The following is a 19702-nucleotide window of genomic DNA, read 5'->3' as shown; positions in this document are numbered from 1 at the left end:
ATCCGGTCGAGCGACATGATTCCACGGGGGTACGACATCGCCGGGCGGCCGTTTCCGGCGCGCCCGGCGATCTCGGGGTCGGTCGGTGCCGGGTCGTGGACCCCGGCCGGTCCGGGGTGGTGGACCCCGCGAACTACGCGGCCATGGTCCAGCGCTGGCCGGGGGCGCCGTCGCAGGTGCGGAGTTCGAGCTTCGTTCCGTTGACCGTTCCGCCGGCCGCCGGTGTCAGGCACTTGCCCGAGGCGACGCCGACGACGGTGCCGTCCGCGTTGACGCGCCACTGCTGGTTGGCCGTGCCGTGGCAGTCCCAGATGATGACGGGCGTGCCGTCGGCGGTGCCGGCGCCCTTCGCGTCCAGGCAGCGGTCGCCGTACACGCGCAGTTCGTCGGAGGCCGTACGGGTCCACTGCTGGTTGGCCTTGCGGTGGCAGTCGTAGACGATCGTCGGCGTGCCCGCGGTCGCCACGGCCCCGTCGACGTCGAGACAGCGGTCCGACTGCGCGTTGACGAGCGTGCCCCGGCCGGCGCCGGCGAGCGGGACGAGGCTGGCGGGCACCGAGCGCAGCGCGTTGTACCAGACAGTCGCCATCTTGGCGTAGCCCGCGGCGTTGGGGTGGACGCCGTCGGCGAGGTCGGCCACCGTCAATGCCTTGTACATGTCAACCAGATGGACGCGGGGGCCCTTGCCGCTGACGATGCCGGGCAGCGCCGCGTTGAACGTCTTGACCCGGGCTTCGAGGTCGGGGTTCGTCTCGGGCGTGATCGTCGCGACGAACAGCTCGATCTGCGGCTTCTGTTGGAGGATGCGGTCGATGAGATCGGAGAGCCGGGCCGGGGCGTTCGCCACGTCGTAGTTCTGGTTGACGTCGTTCGTGCCGATCTGGAGCATGATCGTGCGCGGGTCACTGGCGGCCAGCCAGCCGTCGATGTTCGAACGGAGCTGGTCGATACGCCAGCCCGAGTGACCCTGGTGGTCGTGGTCGCCCAGCTCCGGCGGGCCGTTGAACTGAGAACCGACGAAGTCGACGGTGTAGCCACCGGTGGCGAGATGCTGCCAGAGGTTGACGCGGTAGCCGCCGGGGACGTTGAATCCGTCGGTGATCGAGTCGCCGAGCGGCATGATCCGGACTCCGCCGTTGGACTCGGCGGGTGCGGCGGTCGCCGCGTTCGCGGCGGTCTGGGTGAGCGTCATGAGGGTCGCCGTGACGGCGAACACCAGAAGGCTGAGGAGAGCTTGCGCACGGCGTGAGGCAGTTCTTCGCAAGACGGGTCCTTCCTGAGGGGCCGCCGAGGAATGGGGGGTGCGCGTCAGGTGTGCGGTGGTGCGTGCGTCTGTGACGGGAGGTGCGGGGGGTGAGTGGCGGCCATGTTGTAGATACCACCGGCCGGTCCTTCCGGCGAGGCATCGCGCAGCGGAGTCGGCGAAATGACCCTGTTCCGGCCACGGCCCGACGGTCTTCCGGACACGCGCCGGGGGAGTCCTTCCGGGTCAGCCTTCGTACAGAAGGCGCCGCAGGAAGCTGTTCGTGAACGTGCCCGCCGGGTCCAGGGAGTCCCGCAGCTGAAGGAAGTCCGCCATCCGGGGATAGCGGCCACGCAGCTCCGCCGGCCCCATGGTGAACACCTTGCCCCAGTGCGGCCGTGCGTCGAGCCCCTCCAGCGCCGCCTCCAGACGCGCGATCACCGGCACGACCGACACCGTGTCCTTGACCCAGGTGAAGTGCAGCGCGACCGTGTCCCGACCCTCGGCCGGGCTCAGCCACAGCCCGTCGGCGGCCACGGTGCGCACCTCGCAGACCTGGAGCACGGGAGCCATCACCGGCCCCAGCGCGGCCAGCGCCCGCAGCGCCGCGACGGCGTGCCGACGCGGGACCAAATACTCGGACTGGAGCTCCTCCCCGTTGCTCGGGGTGAACTCGGCCCGGAAGTGCGGCAGCCGGGCGTGCCAGGGCCCCGGCACACCGTGCTGCTCGGTGCAGTGTGTCGCGGGCATGCCGGGCACGGGGTGCATGGCCACGGTGGCCGGGACGCCCCAGGGGAAGTCCGGCTCGGCCGGGCCCGACACGGGGTCGACGCGGTGCTTGAGCCAGACCTGCCCGAAGCGCGGGGCGTGCCAGTCGGTGAACAGGCTCACGCTGTACGCCGCCGAGGTGATCGCGTCGAAGTGCTCCTCCAGCACGTCCAGGGGCAGCCCGGTGCGGACGAACTGCCGTACGTCGAAGGCCGGAACGAGATCCAGGGTCAGCGAGGTGACCACGCCCAGCGCGCCGAGCGCCACCACCGAACCGGCGAAGCGCTCACCGTCCCTCTCGCGTTCCAGCGTCAGCGAGTCGCCGTCCGCGGTGACCATCTCCACCGCGCGTACGGCGGTCGCGAGCGAACCGGATGTGTCGCCGGAACCGTGCGTCCCGGTGGCGACCGACCCGGCCACCGAGATGTGCGGGAGGGACGCCATGGTGTGCAGGGCCAGCCCCTGCTCGTCCACCTTCCGGGCGAGTTCCGCGTACCGTACGCCGCCCGCGACGCGCACCGTACCGGCCGCCGTGTCGACGTCCACGGTCCGGGGCAGCCCGGCGAGCGAGAGGAGGGCGCCGTCGGTGTCGGCGATGCGGTTGAACGAGTGTCCGCTGCCCAGCGCCCGTACGCGCGGGCTGCTCGCGACGAGCGCCCGCAGCTCGTCGAGCGTGGCCGGGCGGTGCACCCGGTCGGCCGAGAAGACGATGTTCCCGGCCCAGTTGGTGCCCGCGCCGCCGGCCACCGGCCCGTGGGCTGCTGCCTCCGTCACCTGTCCGCCCTCTTCCCGAGTCTCCGGTTCGATCGAATTCGATCCGATTCGATCACGCCCGCGCCGCGCGCGCGTCCCCGCCCCCGTCCCCGCACAAGCCCCGCCCCACGTTTCCGTCTCCGCCCCGCTCACTGACGGCTGACCGCGCGGGTCACACCGGCGACGACCGTCGTGGCCAGGATCCAGCCGGTGATGATCAGCACGTACGAGAGCCCCTGATACCAGCCGCCCTCCGGGGTGAAGGCCCGCTCCTGCCCGAAGTCGATGATCGGCAGCAGCAGGTCGAGGCTGTAGAAGACGGGATTGAAGTCCGGGGACTCGTCGGCCTTCAGCGGGCGGGGTTCACGGACGGCGTACGCGACCGAGGCCACCAGCAGCAGCGACAGCATCCAGGTCACGGCCCGCATCGGCCGGAAGCCGTAGCCGACGGTGATGTCCTGGACATGCCCCCAGAGCCGCGCGTACCAGGCGAGCCCCCTGCGCTGCCTCCGCTGCTTCGCGAGCTGTACGGTCCGGGCCGCGTCGTCGTCGCCGATCCTTCGGTACGAGGCGGTCAACTGCTCGTAGGCGTACGGCACATAGTCGTCGCCGTCCCGTTCGAGGACGGCCAGCCGCCGGCCGGCCGGCTCGTGCGGGGCGAGCGTCCCGTACGTCAGACCGTTGAGCCGAACGCCCCCGGACCAGACCTCCGGCGGCACGTGCAGCAGCTCGATCTGGGAGCGCCGCAGATTGACCGAGCCCTCGATGGGCGCCGCCTCGCGCAGCCACAGCTCACCGACCACACAACTGCTGGCACGCAGGGCCACCCCACCGGGATGCGACAACCGGGCGTACGCCAGGTTGAGTTGACCGGGTATCCGGGCTCCGCGCAGATTGACCCGGCCCCGGACGCGTACCCGCTTTGCGCTGAGGTCCGTCCCGACGCTGAGCGTCTCGGCGTCGAGGGCCGTGCGGCCGGGGGCGGTCAGTACGGCGTCGTCCAGACTGATGGACCCGGTGACGGCTGCTCCGCCGAGCCGCAGTGTGCCGTCCACCCGCAGGCCGGGCGCCCACAGGTCGTCGCCGACGGTGGCGTGGTTGAGCTGGAGCAACGGCTCGGGGTCGGGGGCCGGCTCCGGACCGGCCTCGGGGCCGCCGTCCGGTCCGGAATCGGGCGCCGCCGCGATGAACCGAGCCCGGTCGAGAAACACGGCCCCGGAGATCTGCGCCGCCCCGAGCCGGACCGGACCCGTGACGCGACAGTCGGTGAGCCGCAGCACACCGTCGACCCGCAGTGTCGCCGCCGTCATTCCGGGCAGCACCGACCCGCTGAGATTGAGCTGCCGGACCTGGGCCCCGTACAGATTGGGCACGTCGTCCAGGTAGCAGTCACCGAGGCTGACCGGGCAATCGACCGTCGCGTAGCGCAGGTTGAGCCACCCCGTGATACGGGCCCCCATCAGCCGCAGCGCGGATATCTCGCCGTCCTCCCGCGCCCCGCCGAGCAGTACGGCGCGCACCACCTCGGCCCGCACACTGCGTTCCGGCCCCCAGTGGCGGCCGGGCTCGGGATCCGGGTCCCCGGCCGTCCGGAAGTCCACGGCCTCGCCCTTGGGGAAGGCCCTCCATACGCGCCGCTCGGCCGCCGTCAGCATGTTGATCCGCATTGCCGCGACTCTCGCGTGACGGCGTGGAGGTGTCAACACACCCGCGCGGTCAGGCCATCTGACGCCGTACCAGCTCGTGCAGCCTGCCGCCCTCGTCCGCCAACAGGGCGGCAGGCGGCCCCTGTTCGACGATGCGCCCCGCGTCCATGACCAGCACCCGGTCCGCGTCGAGGACCGTGGAGAGGCGGTGGGCGATCACCAGACGGCCCGCGTTCAGCCGGCGGGTGCTCTCGATCACGATCCGCTGGGTCTCGTTGTCCAGAGCGCTGGTCGCCTCGTCCAGGAAGAGCAGCCGCGGGCGGCGGACCAGCGCCTGGGCGATCATGAGGCGCTGGCGCTGGCCGCCGGAGATGGCGCCGCCTCCGGCGATCATGGTGTGCAGACCCATCGGCATGCGTTTGATGTCCTCCGCCAGCCCGGCCATCTCGACGGCCTCCCAGACCTCGTCCTGCGAGAACGTCTCGGTGCCGCAGACGCAGTCCCAGATGGAGCCGGTGAGGGGCTGCGCGTTCTGCAGGACGACACCGCACTGGCGCCGTACGGCCGCGCGGTCGAGGGCCGCCAGGTCCTGGCTGTCGTACAGCACGCTTCCCGTGACCGGCCGGTCGAAGCCGATCAGCAGCCGCAGCAGCGTCGACTTGCCGCAGCCGCTGGGCCCGACGACCGCGACGAACTCGCCGGGCTCCATCCGCAGCGACACGTCGTCGAGCACGAGCGGGCCGTCGTCGGTGTAGCGGAAAGAGAGCTTCCGGGCCTCGATCCGGCCGGTCAGCACACCGGGCTGGGTGCCCGTGTCGCCGCCCTCGGGGGCCTCGTCCAGGACCGGCTTGATCTGCTCGAACATGGGCAGCACGGCGGCGACCGACACGAGTGCGCCGGTGAGCTGGGTGACGGAGGTCAGCAGCATGGTCACGGCGGTGTTGAAGGTCAGGAACTCACCGGCCGACATGCTCCCGCGCGCCGGTCCGGCCAGCAGCATGAACATCACGAGGGAGCAGAACGGCAGATAGACCGCGTCCAGCACCGTCGCCACATTCTTGATCCGGCCCGCCCGCTGCTGGAGTTCGCGCGAGCGGGCGAAGCCGCGAGCCCAGGCCGCGTACGCGAAGCCCTCGGCCGCGGCGACCCGTAGCTTCGGCAGCCCGCGCAGGGTCTGGAACGCCTGGTTGTTGAGTTTGTTGCCGAGCTCGACCAACTGCCGCTGCCAGCGCAGCTGCCACAGTCCAAGACCGAAGAACACGCCGGCGATGACGACGAGCATTCCCATCGCCGCCAGAGCGAGCGGGACACTGTGGACGAGCAGCAGCACCAGGCTCATCCCGCCGACCGCCGCCGACTGCACGATCACCGGCCCGATGCCCGAGAACACCCGGCGGATCGCGCTGACGCCCATCGCCGCGCTCGCGAGCTCACCGGTGGAGCGCTCGGCGAAGAACTTCGTCGGCAGCCTCAACAGCCGGTCCCACACCGCCGGTTGGAGCGTGCTCTCGATCCGGCCCTCCATCCGCAGGATGGTCAGGCTCTGCGTCAGCATGAAGGCGGCCGTGACGATACCGGTGATCATGACCGCGACGGACACCTGGGCGATCAGGTCGGTCCGGGCGCTCGGTACGTACTCGCCGAGCACCCGTCCGGTCGCGAGCGGCACCAGCGCCCCGAGCCCCACCGTGACAAGGCAGGTCAGCGCCAGATTGCGCAGATCCACACCGTTGCCGCGCAGACCGAAGCGGAGCAACCGCCAAGGCGTCAGGGGCTCTTCGGGGAGCGGGCGGTAGAACATCACGGCGCGCGGCTCGAAGTCGTCGGCGTTGTGCCCGCCGACGCGAAGCCGTGCCTGCGTCGCCGGGTTGACCGCCTCGTAACGGCCGCGCCGCCAGATCAGGGCGACCGGGGCACCGGACTTGGCCCGGTGGCCCACGAGCGGGCCCGAGTCGGTCCGCCACCAGGGGCCGTCGAGCCGTACGGCGCGGGTGCGGACCCGGGAGGCGATGGCGATGCGTTCGACCGGTCCGACGCGGTCGTCGAGCGGAGTGCCCGCGCTGCGCGAGTGGTCGGAGAGGGTGATGCCGGAAGCCGCGGCGACCAGCCGGCAGACCGCGAACGTCGCGTCCCTGGCGGCGTCGCCGCTCGCGCTCTCGGCCGCGCCGCCCTCGTCGGAGCCCGTGCCGGGGCGGCCGATGGAGGCCACCAGCGCCTCGTCGGCCCGCGCCCGTACCCGCTCGCCGGCCTTGATCCCGGCGGCCGTCCGGTCCTCGTGCGCGCGCTCCTGCCGCTCGATCCAGTGGTCGACGGCCGACAGCAGCCGGTGCTGCTGGTTGACCATCCGCTGCCACATCGCGGCGTCGACCAGCAGGTCGCCCGCAGCGTCCGCGCTGTACGAGGCGCCGTACTGGACGCTGCCCGGGGAGACCGGCATCCACAGCACGTCGTCGTCGGACACGGCACCGTCGGTGGACGGGCGGGCGTCGAGCGGCGTCTGGAAGAGCGCGCCGAGCCCGCGCGCGGCGCCGAGCGCGAAAGCGTGCTCCAGCGGGGTCGGTACGGGGGGCGCCGACGGCGAGGTGTGCGGCGACATCTCCGGCGCGCCGTACGGGTAGGCGTACGGATCGTCGGGCGCGGGCGGCGGCGCGTACAGCTCCCGCAGCGCGATCCGGCGCAGCGCGCAATCCTGCGACGGCCTGCTCAGCAGCGTGTGCCGGGGTCCTTCGACCGGACCGAGGAGCAGCGTCCCGGCTTCGAGGCGGCCGAGGAAGTGCCAGTGCCCCTGCCCCACCGCGTCCACGGCGAAGAGGTCGAGCGTGCCCCCGACCACCAGCCACAGCACATGCGGGCCCTCCAGCGGCACATTGCGCACCCCGGCGCAGTCGACCGGTGTGCCCAGCGCGCCGAGCGCGTGGATCACCGGGTCGACCCCCGCCGTCGCGCCCGCGCCCGTCGTCATGGAGGTCATGTCAGTGCTCCCTGACCAGTCGCGCGTACGGCCCGTCGGCGGCGACCAGGTCCTCGTGCCTGCCGCGTTCCACGACCGCGCCATGGTCCAGGACCACGATCTCGTCGCTGTCGCGCACCGTGCTCAGCCGGTGCGCGATCACCACGCAGGCGCAGCCGCGCCGCCGCAGATTGTCGATGATCAGGCGTTCGGTCTCCGCGTCCAGCGCGCTCGTCACCTCGTCGAGCACCAGAATGCTCGGCCGCCTGACCAGCGCGCGGGCGATCTCCAGCCGCTGCCGCTGACCGCCGGAGAAGTTGCGCCCGTCCTGCTCGACCCTGCTGTGGATGCCCTCCGGGCGGCGCGCGATCACGTCGTCGTACAGCGCGGCGTCCCTAAGGGCGGTGACGACCGCCTCGTCCGGTATCGACGGGTCCCACAGCGCCACGTTGTCCCGGACCGTGCCCTCGAAGAGGAAGACGTCCTGGTCGACGAAGGACACCGAGGCGGCGAGCGCGCTGCGGGAAATGTCCTCCAGCCGCTGCCCGTCGATGCGGATCGTGCCTTCCCACGGACTGTAGAGACCCGAAATAAGCCTGGATACGGTGGACTTGCCGCTCCCGGACCCGCCGACCAGCGCGACCTGCTGCCCCGGACCCACCGTCAGCGAGAAGCCGTCGAGCAGCGGCGCGTCCAGCGGGCTGTAGCCGAACACCACGCTCTCCAGCTCCACATGGCCCAGCAGCCGGCGCGTACTGGCGTCCGGCTGCTGCCGCGAGTACAGCGGGTCGACGGGGAAGCTCTCCACATCCTTGAGCCGGGCCACGTCGGCGGCGAAGTCCTGGATCCGGCCCGCCACCCCGTTCAGCCGGGTGATCGGCGCGGTGAAGCGCACCACCAGCGCCTGGAACGCGACGAGCAGTCCGATCGAGATGGCCCCCTCCACCGCCCTCGTTCCGCCGACCAGCAGGATCAGCGCGCTGTTGAGCGTGGCGAGCGTGGGCGCGACCACCGTCAGCGCCGCGCTGGGCACGCCGAGCTTCTGCTGCTCCTCCAGCGTCGTCGCGTGCTGCCCGGCCCAGCGCCGGAAGTAGCCGTTCTCGCCGCCGGTCGCCTTCATCGTCTCGATCAGCTGAAGGCCGGTGTACGAGGTGTTGGTGAGCCGCGCGCTGTCCGCCCGCAGTTTGCGCGTACCGGTGGAGCGCAGCCGGATCACGATCCGCATCGCGACCACGTTGAGCAGCGCCATCAGCACACCGAACAGGGTCAGTTGGGGGTCGTACGACCACAGCAGCGCGGCGTACAGGATCACCACGACCCCGTCCACACCCGCCGCGGCCAGGTCCCGCGCCAGTGTCTCGGCCACCGCGTCGTTGGACTGGAGCCGCTGTACGAGATCGGCCGGGCTGCGCTGCGCGAAGAACGTGACCGGGAGCTTCAGCAGATGCCGCAGGAAGCGGGCGCCGCTCAGCGTGGAGGAGATGACGCGCCCGCGCAGCAGGTTCGCCTGTTGCAGCCCGGTGAGTACGGCGGTGAGCACCACCATCGTGGCCATGGACGCGAACAGCGGCCCCAGGAACGAGGTCTGACCGCCTATCAGGAACGTGTCGATGTACGTACGGCTCAGCGCGGGCACCGCCGCGCCCACCGCCACGAGCAGCAGGCTGGCGAGCAGCGCGGTCAGCAGGGTGGCGGCCGTACCGCGCATCCGCGCGGGCATGGCGCTCATGATTCCGGGCTTGCGGCCGCCCTTGCGGAAGGCGTCGGTGGGCTCGAAGACGAGGACCACGCCGGTGAAACTGGTGTCGAAGTCCTCCGCCGGGACGAACCGGCGGCCCTTGTCGGGGTCGTTGATGTGCACGCCCCGGCGGCCAGGCCCCCGGCGCATCCCGTCGTACACGACGTAGTGGTTGAACTCCCAGAACAGGATCGCGGGCGCCCGCACCCCGGCGAGGGCTTCCGCCTCCATCTGCATGCCCTTGGCCTGGAGGCCGTAACTGCGCGCCGCTTTGAGGACGTTGGAGGCGCGCGAGCCGTCGCGCGAGACACCGCACGCGATGCGCAGCTCCTCCAGGGGGACATGGCGGCCGTAGTGGGCGAGCACCATGGCGAGGGAGGCCGCGCCGCACTCCAGGGCCTCCATCTGGAGGACGGTGGGGGTGCGGACGGCCTTGGGCCTGGGGCTCTCAGGGGTCGGGCGGTCACGCTTGGCGGCCCGGCGCCGGCCGCCGGTGGAGACGGCGGGGGTGCCCTGCGTCTCGTCGGGCCGGTGCCTGCGGCGTCCGGCGGGCGGCAGTTGCTGGTGCTTCCGCGGGGCGGGGGGAAGCTGGTGGCGCCGCGGGCTCACGGGAGCAGCCAATCGATCGGGTTCTGTTCGGCCAGCCGGATGGAGCCGGTGGCCAGGGTCATGGACTCGACGGCGTACGGCGGCCCGTCCGGCGACGACCAGGTGTAACCGGACTTGGTGGCTGACGACTCGTCAAGTCGCACCAGTACGGCGACGGGTGGGCCCTCGCGCGAGAACTGCTCGCCCAACTGCGTACTGCCGAGAAACCCCGTGATGCGCCTGCTGGTCTCGGCGACGCGGCCGACGGCCTCGACCCGGCCGCGCAGTACGCCGTACCGCTGCTTGGGCACCGACTGGACGGTGACGTCCACGGACGCGCCCACGGGTACGGTCCCTCCGCTCTCGGCGGGGGCGTACAGCATCACGCTCAGCGGATCGTCCTCCTTCGCGACCCGCTCCACCGCCGCGACGTCGGCGCCGGTGGTGATCACGGAGCCGACGGCCGCGACCAGGGTCGTCAGCCGGCCGGCGCCGATGGTGCGGACGACGGTGCTGCCCTCGGCGGTACGGACCTTGACGAGAGGGGCGTCGGCGGACACCCGCTGGCCCTCCTCGGCGAGTACGTCCGTGACCTGGCCGGCGACGGGGCTCTGGAGGACGTAACTGCCCTGCGCGTGGGTGAGGATGCCGGGGGCGCCGAGGGTGGACGAGACGCTGCCGGTCACCGCCCAGACGGCCGCGGCGATCATCACGACGACCGTGACGCCCAGGAGGAGACAGCCCTGGGGCCGGGCGAAGCGCACCGGCAGGTCGATCTCCTCGGGCGACTGCAGTTTGGAGAGGGCCTGTTGGCGGAACTGCACGGCGCTATTCCCTCGTTGCTCAGTGTTCTCGCTCAGTGTTCTCGCTCGGTGTCGCGACACCGTGGTTCACGACGACCGCCGCGTCGGCCGTGTGTGCCCGGGAACCGGGACACACGGCCGACGCGGCGGTACTGGGGTCTCAACTCAGAGGCTGGAGACCAGGCCCGTGGCGAGGCCCGTCACACCGGCGGTGCTGATGCCGGTGGCACCCTCGACGGTGCCGACGACGCCGCCGACCGTGCTGGAGACCGGGACGATGGAGTCCACGGTGCCCGTGACGGTGCCGACGAGGCCGCCGACGAGACCACCCGACACGTTGTCGAGGTCGCTGTCGGAGATTTCCTGGGTCTCAACCTGGGGAGAGCGGTTCATGATATGAGATTCCCTTCGAATGACTATTCGCATTGGCCACGACCGGCCTCGCCGTACTGGCGCACCGGCCGTCGCAGCGGTCGTCGGAGCGACTCCTTCGGATTTCCGAGTATCAGGATTCGGAAATCCGCCGAATGGCGCCGGGGTGACTCCCGCAGTGCGAAGGATCAAAGCACGGGGGCTGGCCGGGTAGCCACTCGAACGCCCAACGATCAGGCCCCGCCGTGGCGTTGGAGCACCTCGAAGTGCCTGGTCGTCCACGGCTTGGTGGCAGCTTCTTCACGCGATTTCACATCCTGAAGTGGACATTCCCGCCCCAAGGCCGTACGTGTAGACCGCCGTAAGTACAGACCAGGCGGCCGACTGTGTCCGCCTGCGTATTCGGTGTGCAGATTCGTCGAAGGAGGCATACGAAGGAGGGGGTGCCGGGAAGTGCGCCGCCGGCCGCGCGGATTGCTTGGTCACGGTATTTCCGGGGAAACGGCGCGGCTTCCAGGAGAGGGCAACATAAAGGCATAACGGCGTTGCGCCGGACGCGGGGGAAATGGGCGCCTTCCGGCCGGTCACCACACGGTTCGACGCCATCGGAACCGTTTGTCACGTGGTGCGCCTCAGTGCTCGGGATCGCCGCTTATGTCCGGCTGCGGGAGCCGGATCGTCAGCTGGTTGGCTTCGCCTGGAGCATCGGCGTGTCCGGCATCGGCCGGCGAATCCGAGAAAACCGGAGGCTCTCATTCTCCTTGAGGTGCACCAGTACTACCGGCGTCCATTTGCCACCGATCATGATCCTCGAATACATTCGCCACCGAATTCCCGAGAACAGCGCGGCCGAATTCGAAGCGGCCTACGCCCGCGCCGCCAGGCCCCTGGTCCGGTCGTCCGTCTGCCACGACTACGAGCTCTCCCGCTGCGTCGAGGAGCCCGGCCACTACATCCTGCGGATCCACTGGGAGTCCGTCGACAGGCATCTCCAGGACTTCGGATCCAGCGACGAATTCCGCGCCTTCTTCGCGGAGATCCGCCCCTACGGGCGGCGGCTAGGCCTTCGAGCGCCTTTTCCACCGCTTCTACGAAAAGGTCGTCAAGGACGAATTGCTGTCACCGCTCTTCGCCGGTATGAGCGAGAATCATCCCCACCCATCGGCTCCGGCGTGCCAACTGCCTCGCGATAGCCTGCCGATGAGCCGATCGGGCCCAGGGACACGAGGAGGATCGTGGAGCGGTGCCACGAGAGGGGGCGGCGATGACCGCCGCCGACCTCGCTCTCGAAACCGTCACCGGCGCGCGCCGGACGCTCACCGTCCTTGTCCCGGTCCGGCTGCACCGCACGCCCGCCGCCGACGCGGGCTGGGCCCCGGGCCCGTACCCGTTCGAACTCGGCAGCCGCCGTACCGACACCGCCACTCGCTCCCGCTACTTCGCCCCGGCCGCCGCCCGTGTCCTCTACGGGACACCGGACCGCCCCTGCCGCTGGCACCGGCCCTTCTCCGTAACCCACGAAGGACTGCACCTCGTGGGAATGGAGATCCTGCGCACCGCCACCGCGCGCAACTCCCAACACGCCCTCGCCGTAGTGCACTTCGCCCTCGAAGGGCCACTGCTCCCGGTCCTGCGGGCCATCGGCCACCGCCCCACCGCCGGACCCGAACCGCTCACCGGCCCCCTGGACCCCACGGTGCTCCTCGACGGGATCGCCGACGTACGCGACGGGACAGGCACCTTCGCCATCGCCCGCCCGTACACCGTGGCGTTCATGACCCCCGAGGCCCACCACACACCGGCGCTGCGCCCGGACCCCGAAGCGCTGCTGCCGCCGACGGCGGACCGCTGGCTCTGGCAGCTCGCCTCCCGCTCGAACCCGGGCGACCTCCCGCTCGCCCCCGAGAGCGCCCCGCACCACGATGCCTCCACCGTGCGGATATCCGCCGACTGGAGTGCGCTCGTGCTGCGGCACGGGGCGGCCTTTCTCGGGCATCGGGGCGATACCGGGGACGGTGACTTCTATGACTTCGCCGCCCTGCACGCCCGGACCGTCTATCTCGACGCGCTGCTTCTCGGGTCGCTTCAGCGCGATCACATCGACGAGCTCACCGAGGAGCTGTCCGAGGTCTTCGACTCCGAGCGGCTCACCCGCCGGGTGACCGCGCTGGAGAAGAACATCGCCCGGTTCCGCAGTACTTACTGGCGCCAGCACCTCACCGCGCACGGCCCCGCCAACGGCCTGCTGCTCGCCTTCCAGCATCAGCACCGTCTCCCCGAGCGGTTCGCCGAGATCCTCGCGGAGGCCGCCGACTACAGCCGGCTCGTGCAGACCCTGGAGAGTCAGCAGATCAGCGGGGCCCTGGGGGTGCTCACCGTTCTCGGGCTGCCGCTCGGGACCGCGCTCGGGGTGCTTCAGGTGCTCGGCGACGAATCGGTGTCCCATCTCCTCGTCGCCCTGGGCCTGTCGGTCGCCGCGACGGCCGCGGCGCTCACCACCCGCTACGGCCGACTGGTCCTCTCCTCCCTCCGCGGCGGCGGGAGGACCCGCGACACGGGCGGGAGACGGTGAGCGCGCGTCGGTGGCCGCGCGTCGCAGGGAAGGCCGTGGCCGGGGTGGCCGTGACGGCTCTGGCGGCGTTGCTCACCGTTCTCGGGTACGGGTTCGTCCGTGGCGGACTCGACGGGCTGAACGAGGTCTCCGCGGTCGCCGCGCGTGGAACGTCGGTCGACGGCGTCGTCCTGGCGAAGGACGAGGTGACCGAGCCTCAGGGGAGCCGCAGCAAGAGGATCGAAGTCCGCTTCACCACTCCCGAAGGGACCTCCTACCAGTTCTGGGAGGGCGGTGACGCGGACGTCGGTGACGCGATCCGGGTCCACTACCTGCCGGAGCGTCCCGAGACGGCGAGCACCCACGCGGTGACAGGCAACAGGGTGGGGTACGGGATGCTCGCCCTGGTCGGGCTGGCACTCATGATCCTCATGCCGCTGGTGGTCGTCACGCGCGCCGTGGACGCCCTGAGACGGACCTGCCGTCGGCGCGCCCTCCAGGGCGGTGAGGAGGAGCCGCCGCTCGAACAGTCCTAGAGAACACGGACGCGGAGCCGGACAAGTTCGACACCGGACGAAATCGTCCGGATCCGCGCCCAACCCTGCCCACCGGCGGGACCGGCGGGCTAGGGTCGTCACCTGACCTGCACACCCGTTCACCTGAGGAGGGTGAAGATGCCCCTGCCGGAGGAGTCGGCAGGCCTCCCGCTTCTCGAACGCGAGCCGGAGATCGCCGCTGCCGCGCACGCCGTTGAGGGGCTCTTCGGAGACACACCGTCAGGCGGACTGCTCGTCTACCGGGGCGCCGCGGGACTCGGCAAGACCGCGCTGCTCGCCGAGGTCCGGCGGATGGCGGCCGGGCGCTGCACGGTGTGGTCGGCGCGTGGTGGCGAGACCGTGACCACCGTACCGTTCCATGTCGTACGGCAGTTGCTGCAGCCCGCCCTCACCGAGCGTGGACCGGACGCCTTACGCGACCTGCTCGGTGCCGGGTACGACATCGTCGGCCCCGCCCTCGGAATCGCGCCGCCCGGTGCTCGGCCCGCCGACCCGCAGGGTGTCAGGGACGGCCTGGAGACCCTCTTCCGCAGGCTCGCCGACTCAGTGCCCCCGCTCGTCGTGGTCGTCGACGACGCGCACTGGTCCGACCTGGAATCCCTCGCCTGGCTGGCGTCCTTCGCCCGGCGTACGGGCGGCCCGCCGATCCTGATCGTCGTCGCGTACCGCAGCGAGGACGCGATCGGCGAATGCGCGCACCTCCTGCGGGCCCTCGGTGAGAGCGCCAGACTGCTCGTCACCCTGAAGGCGCTGACCTCCGAGGCCACCGCCAAGCTCGCCCGCGCCACCCTCGGCGAGCACGCGGACGACCAGTTCTGCCGCGAGGTGTGGGAAGTCACCGGCGGCAACGCGTACGAGACCGTCGAACTGCTCGCCAAGGCACGGGACGAGGCCCTCGACCCCGTCGGCAGATCCGCCGACGCCCTCAGCGCGCTCGGCGCCGCGACCCGCGGCACCGGCCTCATCGCCAGGCTGGAGGGGCTCGGCCCCACCACGACGCGCTTCGCCTGGGCCGCGGCGATTCTCGGCACCGACATCTCCCTCGAACTCGTCGTGTCCCTCGCCGGGATGGGGCCGGCTGAGGCCGCCGACTGCGCCGAACGGCTCCGGCTCGCCCGAATCCTTGTCGGCAACGACCAGTTGGAGTTCGTCCACCCCCTCATCGCCACGGGCGTCTACCGCGCCATCCCCTCGGCCGTCCGCACCGCGTTCCACGGCCGCGCAGCCTGGCTCGTCACCCGCAAGGGCCTGGGCGCCGCCCTCGCCGCCAGACACCTCCTCGAAGTCCACCCCGACAACGACGCGGAACTGGTCGAGCAGTTGCGCGAGGCCGCCGCCGAACACCTCGCCGTCGGCGCCCCCGACGCCGCCCGCCGCTGCCTCGAACGCGCCCTCGTCGAACCGCCGTTGCCCCGGGTACGGGCCGAAGTCCTGTACGAGCTGGGCCGCGCGACCCTCCTGGCGTCACCGGCCACCACGGTCACGCACCTCCGCGACGCGATCGACACCGAACTCCTCGACGACACCAAGCGCGTCGACGCCGTCTTCCGGCTCTCCCAGGCCCTCACGCACAACGACCAGACCCGGGAAGCCGCCCAGGTCGTCGCCGCCGAGGCCGCCCGCACCCCGTCCGGCTCCGCCCAGATGCGCCTCCGGGCCGCGCACTTCCTCTGGGAGGGCGTCCAGGAGAGCGAGGACGACGGCCCCGCACGTGCCCGCCGTCTCGCCGAGACCGCCGCCGCGCTCTCCGGACGCGACAACACCGAACGCGTCCTGCTCATGCTGCGCGCCTTCGACGCCACTGCACGCGGCGAGAGCGCCGAGGAGATCGTCCAGATCGCCGAACGGGCGCTGGTCAACGGCCGGCTCGCCCCCGGCACCGGCTGGACCGGCATGGCCTGGGGCTTCGAACCACCCGCCCTGCTCGCGCTCTCCCTCGCCTTCGCCGACCGGCTCGACCGCGCGGAGACCCTGTTCGACGAGGGGATGCGCGCCTTCGAGATCTCCGGCTGGAGCGGCGGCCATCTCGCCTTCGCCCATACGCTCGTCGGCTACGCCCACCGAAGACGTGGCCGCCTCGCCGACGCGGAGATGTATCTGCGCGAGAGCCTGCGCCTCGCGGACCGCGTCGGCGACCGCCTGCCGATGCACTGGAACGCCATCTGCATGCTCGTCGACACCCTGCTCGCCCGGGGCCATGTCGAAGAGGCAGGTGAAGCGGCCGAGCGCTACTCCTTCGGGCCGCCGTACGCCTCGTCCATCGCCATCCCCGACGCACGGTCCGTACGAGGCCGGCTGCTGCTGGCCCTCGGCCGTACGGAGGAGGCGATCACCGAACTCGAAAGCACGGGGCGGGCGTTGACGGCCCGGGGCCGCCACAACGGCGTGATGGGCACCTGGGCGATCGACCTCGCGCGAGCACTCGCCGACGTGAACCCGGACCGCGCGGCCGAACTCGCCGCGTACTCCCGTGACCGGGCCGAGCGTTTCGGCACACACACCGCGATAGGAGTGGCCCTGTGCTGCTCCGCGGCTCTGACCGAAGGACCGGCCGCGGTCGACCTGCTCGGCGAGGCGGTCACGCATCTCGAAGCGTCACCATGCAAGTACGAGCTGGCGGTCGCGCGCGTCGAGTACGGCATCGCCGCGAAATCCGCGCCTGACCTGGGACGGGGCCGCGTACTCGCCGAATGGTGCGGCGCCGACGGCCTGTCGGAACGGGCTGGGCTGGCACTGGAAGGCCTGCGTACGGCCGACGGCGGCGCCGGTCACCGCCAGGACTGAGGACCGCCACCGCGCCATTCGACCGTGCCGGCGTCGGTCATCCGCGCGGGGTCGATCCCGGCCCTGCGCAGCAGCTCGGCCACGTCGGCGGGCCGCCGTGCGCGGCCGGCGTCGTGGCCGCCCACCCAGACCCGTCGGCCGCCGCCGCACGGGGGATGGACAACGACAAAGGCCACCACAGGTCGTTCCATCCATCCACTGTGCGTGCTCTCGCCACCGACCGCATCCGGACGTGCCGCGCCCGGACCGTGCCGCGCCCGGACCGTGCCGCGCCCGGACCGTGCCGCGCCCGGCGTGCGCGGACGACGCCACCTACAGCAGCGGGGCCACCGGATCCCGGCGTCGTCGCGCGGCGCGCCGTACGAGGAACAGCGTCAGGGCGGCGAGACACGCGGCGCCGATGAATACGAGGGGCCAGACGTACCCGGACGGTGCGGACTCCCGGGCCGACGGCTCGGCCCGCGAGGCCGCAGCGAGCCGGCCCGCCTCCGACAGGCGAGTATTCTCAGCCGATTGCGCGCTCCCGCCCGCGCGCGCTTCCGCCTCGGGCCCGGCCCGCCTGGCGCGTGCCACCGGGCCCCGCTTCGCCTCCTCGGCCGCCTGACGCGGCGGGCTCGGCGGCCGGGGCGGCACCAGCGACCCGACAGGAGTGACGGCGGGCGCCGCCGCGAAGCCCCAGTCCAGCAGGGTCCTGGCCTCCTCGTACACCGCCCGCGCTGCCCCGGACCGCGGATTCATCACGGTCGCCAGCAGCGTACGGTCGCCGCGCCGCGCCGCGGCGACGAGTGTGTTCCCCGCGTGCGTGGTGTAGCCGTTCTTGACGCCGATCAGCCCGGGGTAGCGCGCCACTCCACCGCTGCCCGTCAGCAGTTTGTTCGTGTTCCGGATGCCGAAGGTCGAAGAGCCGTTGCCGGGGAACTGCGCGTCGACGGTCGAGGCGTACTCAGCGAAGGCCGGCAGCTTCAGCCCGGCGCGGCCGAAAACCGCCAGGTCGTACGCGGAGGAGACCTGGCCCGGTGCGTCGTAGCCGTCCGGCGAGACCACGCGGGTGTCGTTCGCGCCCAACGCCCGTGCCTTGGCCTGCATTTGGGTGATCGTCGAGTCCCAGCCGCCGTTCATCCCGGCCAGGACCCGCACCGCGTCGTTGCCCGAGCTGAGGAAGACGCCACGCCACAGATCGGCCACGTCGTACGTCCGGCCGGGGGCGACGCCCACCAGGCTGCTGCCCTCGCCGAGCCCCGCCAGGTCGGTCTGGGTGACGCTGTGCCGGGAATCCGCAGGAATCCGGGGCAGCGCCGTGACGGCGAACAGCGTCTTCAGCGTGCTGGCGGGCGGCAGCGCGCGGTGCGCGTTGTGGGCTGCCAGCACGGCGCCCGACGCCGCGTCGGCGACCACCCAGGAGAGGGCGGAGACACTTTTGGGCGGCGCGGGCGACCCGGAGGCCGCGCGCACATGGGTGCCGGGGCGGTACAGCAGCGAGGGGTCCGCCGGCCGCGAGACCCCGTCGCCGGGGTCGGCCCGTGAGCCCGCCGGGGTGGCGGCGGACGCCGTCGGGGGCGACGCCGACGCCGGGAGGAGGGGCAGCAGTCCGGTCAGTCCGGTGGTCAGAGCCACTGTGCCGGCGAACGCGGGGCGCAGGATCGATCTGATGATCATTCAGCCACCGTAGAAACGGACCACGTGGTCCGCACGGCTGCGTGAGCCGACCGGAGGTATGCCCGTCCGGCCGCCGCGCCTCGTCCGTCCCTTCCCCGTAGGGGGAAGCGTTCACCTCGTGCGTTCTCAGCGTTCGTGTGCCAGCGGGACGCCGTGGGCGCGCAGGATCGTGAGGGCGCGGACCGTGGCGTACCCCCGCCATTCCAGGGCGGCGGCGGGGGAGTGGGCCGTCCAGTCGACGCTCCAGCCGCCGTCCTCGCGCTGGTCGGCGGCGAGCTGGTCGAGCTCGTCGGCGACCGCCGCCGGGTCGAGGAGCGCCCGCAGCGGGCGGCCGGGGCGGGGCGAGAAGTCGAGCAGCCGCAACGTTTCGCCTTCGCCGCCACCCTCGACCGGCAGGGGGCTGCCGTCCCTCGGCAGGAAGCCGGCGAGTCTCTCCAGCTCGGCGGGGACCCATGGCTGCCCGGGGAGGAGGGTGTCGAGGAGGTCCAGGACGAAGCGGAACTCGATGGCGGGTGGCGGGCGGTCGAGGCCGGCGATCCGCTCCTGGCAGAAGCCGGTGGCCCGCGCGAGCCAGGGATGGTCACGTACGGCGGGGTCGTGGAGGCCCACGCGGTGCGCGGCGGCGGCGAGTTCCGACGTCATGTGGAGCGAGGAGACGTCCGGATCGGCCCCGGCCCAGAACGGGGCCGAGCCGGCCGCGTCCGCGCCGCTCATCGGCAGGGCGAACGGCAGGCCGCCGTCGGGGCGGCTGATCGAATCAAGCCAATCGCACAGCTGGGTCGTCCGGGAGAAGACGGCGGGGCCGCACTCCTCGAACACCTCGAAGGCGAACAGCGCGCCGACCGGCTGGCTGAGGGCGGACCGAAGGTCGGGCTCCAGCGCATAGCCGTAGCCGCCGTCGCCGTTGCGGTAGGCGTCCAGCGCGGCGACGACGGCCGCGGGAGTGCCGGTCCCGCGCAGAAGTTCGAAGCGGCGCCTGTCCAGCAGCCGCGCGTGGGTGGTCATGAAGGCGGTGGCGCCCGTGAGGTCGGGGGCGTGGGTGAAGTGCATGGGGCGAGTCTGCGCGGTCGGGCCACCACGGGTGCTGAACGAAACGGACACCCGGACCAATGTCGTCACTATACGCGCAGGTTTCGAGGCGCTCCGTGGGGAATCCGAGATTCTATGCCCGCCGGGGCTGCCCGCGCACGCGGTTGGTGAATATGCCGTTCCGGTGTTTGGGTGGCACTAAGCTCTCGCGGAGCGCGCCGAGTTGAGATGAAATCAGGCGTTTGTTCCCATGTGCCGCAATAG

General features: G+C 71.7%; 15 protein-coding genes. 4 read left to right on the top strand and 11 right to left on the bottom strand.

The features are described 5' to 3' along the window. Positions 1–133: 133 nt before the first annotated feature. From OIE74_RS05965 to OIE74_RS38590, 8 genes are all read right to left on the bottom strand, one after another. Entirely contained in the window at positions 134–1192 is a 1059-nt protein-coding gene (locus tag OIE74_RS05965; protein WP_329379149.1) for a ricin-type beta-trefoil lectin domain protein, read from the bottom strand. A 297-nt stretch (positions 1193–1489) separates the two neighbouring features. Next, entirely contained in the window at positions 1490–2785 is a 1296-nt protein-coding gene (locus OIE74_RS05960) for a D-arabinono-1,4-lactone oxidase (protein ID WP_329379147.1), read from the bottom strand. Positions 2786–2913: 128 nt separating this feature from the next. Next, positions 2914–4431 carry a membrane-associated oxidoreductase gene (locus OIE74_RS05955; RefSeq protein WP_329379145.1) on the bottom strand — a complete coding sequence of 506 codons (1518 nt, stop codon included), beginning with the start codon at positions 4429–4431 and terminating at the stop codon, positions 2914–2916. A 49-nt stretch (positions 4432–4480) separates the two neighbouring features. Beyond that, the gene (locus tag OIE74_RS05950; RefSeq protein WP_329379143.1) at positions 4481–7381 is read right to left on the bottom strand and encodes an NHLP bacteriocin export ABC transporter permease/ATPase subunit; all 2901 of its coding nucleotides are present in this window, start codon (positions 7379–7381) and stop codon (positions 4481–4483) included. Position 7382: 1 nt separating this feature from the next. After that, complete coding sequence (locus OIE74_RS05945; RefSeq protein WP_329379141.1) at positions 7383–9707, bottom strand: NHLP family bacteriocin export ABC transporter peptidase/permease/ATPase subunit; 2325 nt, start codon at positions 9705–9707, stop codon at positions 7383–7385. Then, positions 9704–10510, bottom strand: a complete 807-nt coding sequence (locus tag OIE74_RS05940) for a hypothetical protein (protein WP_329379139.1) — start codon at positions 10508–10510, stop codon at positions 9704–9706. Before OIE74_RS05940 ends, OIE74_RS05945 begins: the two co-directional genes overlap by 4 nt. Before the next feature lie 144 nt (positions 10511–10654). Then, the gene (locus tag OIE74_RS05935; RefSeq protein WP_329379137.1) at positions 10655–10882 is read right to left on the bottom strand and encodes a type A2 lantipeptide; all 228 of its coding nucleotides are present in this window, start codon (positions 10880–10882) and stop codon (positions 10655–10657) included. Positions 10883–11540: 658 nt separating this feature from the next. Further along, positions 11541–11666: a winged helix-turn-helix transcriptional regulator gene (locus OIE74_RS38590; RefSeq protein WP_443076038.1), complete on the bottom strand. Its 126-nt coding sequence runs from the start codon at positions 11664–11666 to the stop codon at positions 11541–11543. Between OIE74_RS38590 and OIE74_RS38585 the strand changes: the two genes are divergently transcribed. The 4 genes from OIE74_RS38585 (at position 11665) to OIE74_RS05920 (ending at position 16753) form a co-directional block, all read left to right on the top strand. Beyond that, positions 11665–12054 carry an antibiotic biosynthesis monooxygenase family protein gene (locus tag OIE74_RS38585; RefSeq protein WP_443076037.1) on the top strand — a complete coding sequence of 130 codons (390 nt, stop codon included), beginning with the start codon at positions 11665–11667 and terminating at the stop codon, positions 12052–12054. The genes OIE74_RS38590 and OIE74_RS38585 overlap by 2 nt on opposite strands. Positions 12055–12125: 71 nt before the next feature. Further along, on the top strand, positions 12126–13433 hold the full coding sequence (locus OIE74_RS05930; RefSeq protein WP_329379135.1) for a hypothetical protein: 1308 nt from the start codon (positions 12126–12128) through the stop codon (positions 13431–13433). Next, a complete protein-coding gene (locus OIE74_RS05925) occupies positions 13430–13948 on the top strand; it encodes a DUF3592 domain-containing protein (RefSeq protein ID WP_329379133.1) in 519 nt (172 codons plus the stop codon). Before OIE74_RS05930 ends, OIE74_RS05925 begins: the two co-directional genes overlap by 4 nt. Before the next feature lie 138 nt (positions 13949–14086). Continuing rightward, positions 14087–16753: an AAA family ATPase gene (locus OIE74_RS05920; protein ID WP_329379131.1), complete on the top strand. Its 2667-nt coding sequence runs from the start codon at positions 14087–14089 to the stop codon at positions 16751–16753. Here OIE74_RS05920 and OIE74_RS05915 read toward each other — a convergent pair. The 3 genes from OIE74_RS05915 to OIE74_RS05905 all read right to left on the bottom strand — a co-directional run bounded on the left by OIE74_RS05915 (position 16738) and on the right by OIE74_RS05905 (position 19459). Beyond that, positions 16738–16944, bottom strand: coding sequence for a hypothetical protein (locus OIE74_RS05915; RefSeq protein WP_329379129.1), 207 nt, complete (start codon positions 16942–16944; stop codon positions 16738–16740). The two genes, OIE74_RS05920 and OIE74_RS05915, sit on opposite strands and share 16 nt — an antisense overlap. 121 nt (positions 16945–17065) lie before the next feature. After that, positions 17066–18409 carry a D-alanyl-D-alanine carboxypeptidase family protein gene (locus OIE74_RS05910; protein WP_329379127.1) on the bottom strand — a complete coding sequence of 448 codons (1344 nt, stop codon included), beginning with the start codon at positions 18407–18409 and terminating at the stop codon, positions 17066–17068. Between the two features lie 126 nt (positions 18410–18535). Further along, positions 18536–19459, bottom strand: a complete 924-nt coding sequence (locus OIE74_RS05905; protein ID WP_329379125.1) for a hypothetical protein — start codon at positions 19457–19459, stop codon at positions 18536–18538. Between the last annotated feature and the right edge of the window lie 243 nt (positions 19460–19702).

The sequence above is a fragment of the Streptomyces sp. NBC_01716 genome, from assembly GCF_036248275.1.
In the GTDB taxonomy this organism is placed as follows: domain Bacteria; phylum Actinomycetota; class Actinomycetes; order Streptomycetales; family Streptomycetaceae; genus Streptomyces.
This window is presented reverse-complemented; position numbering and strand designations above follow the sequence as displayed.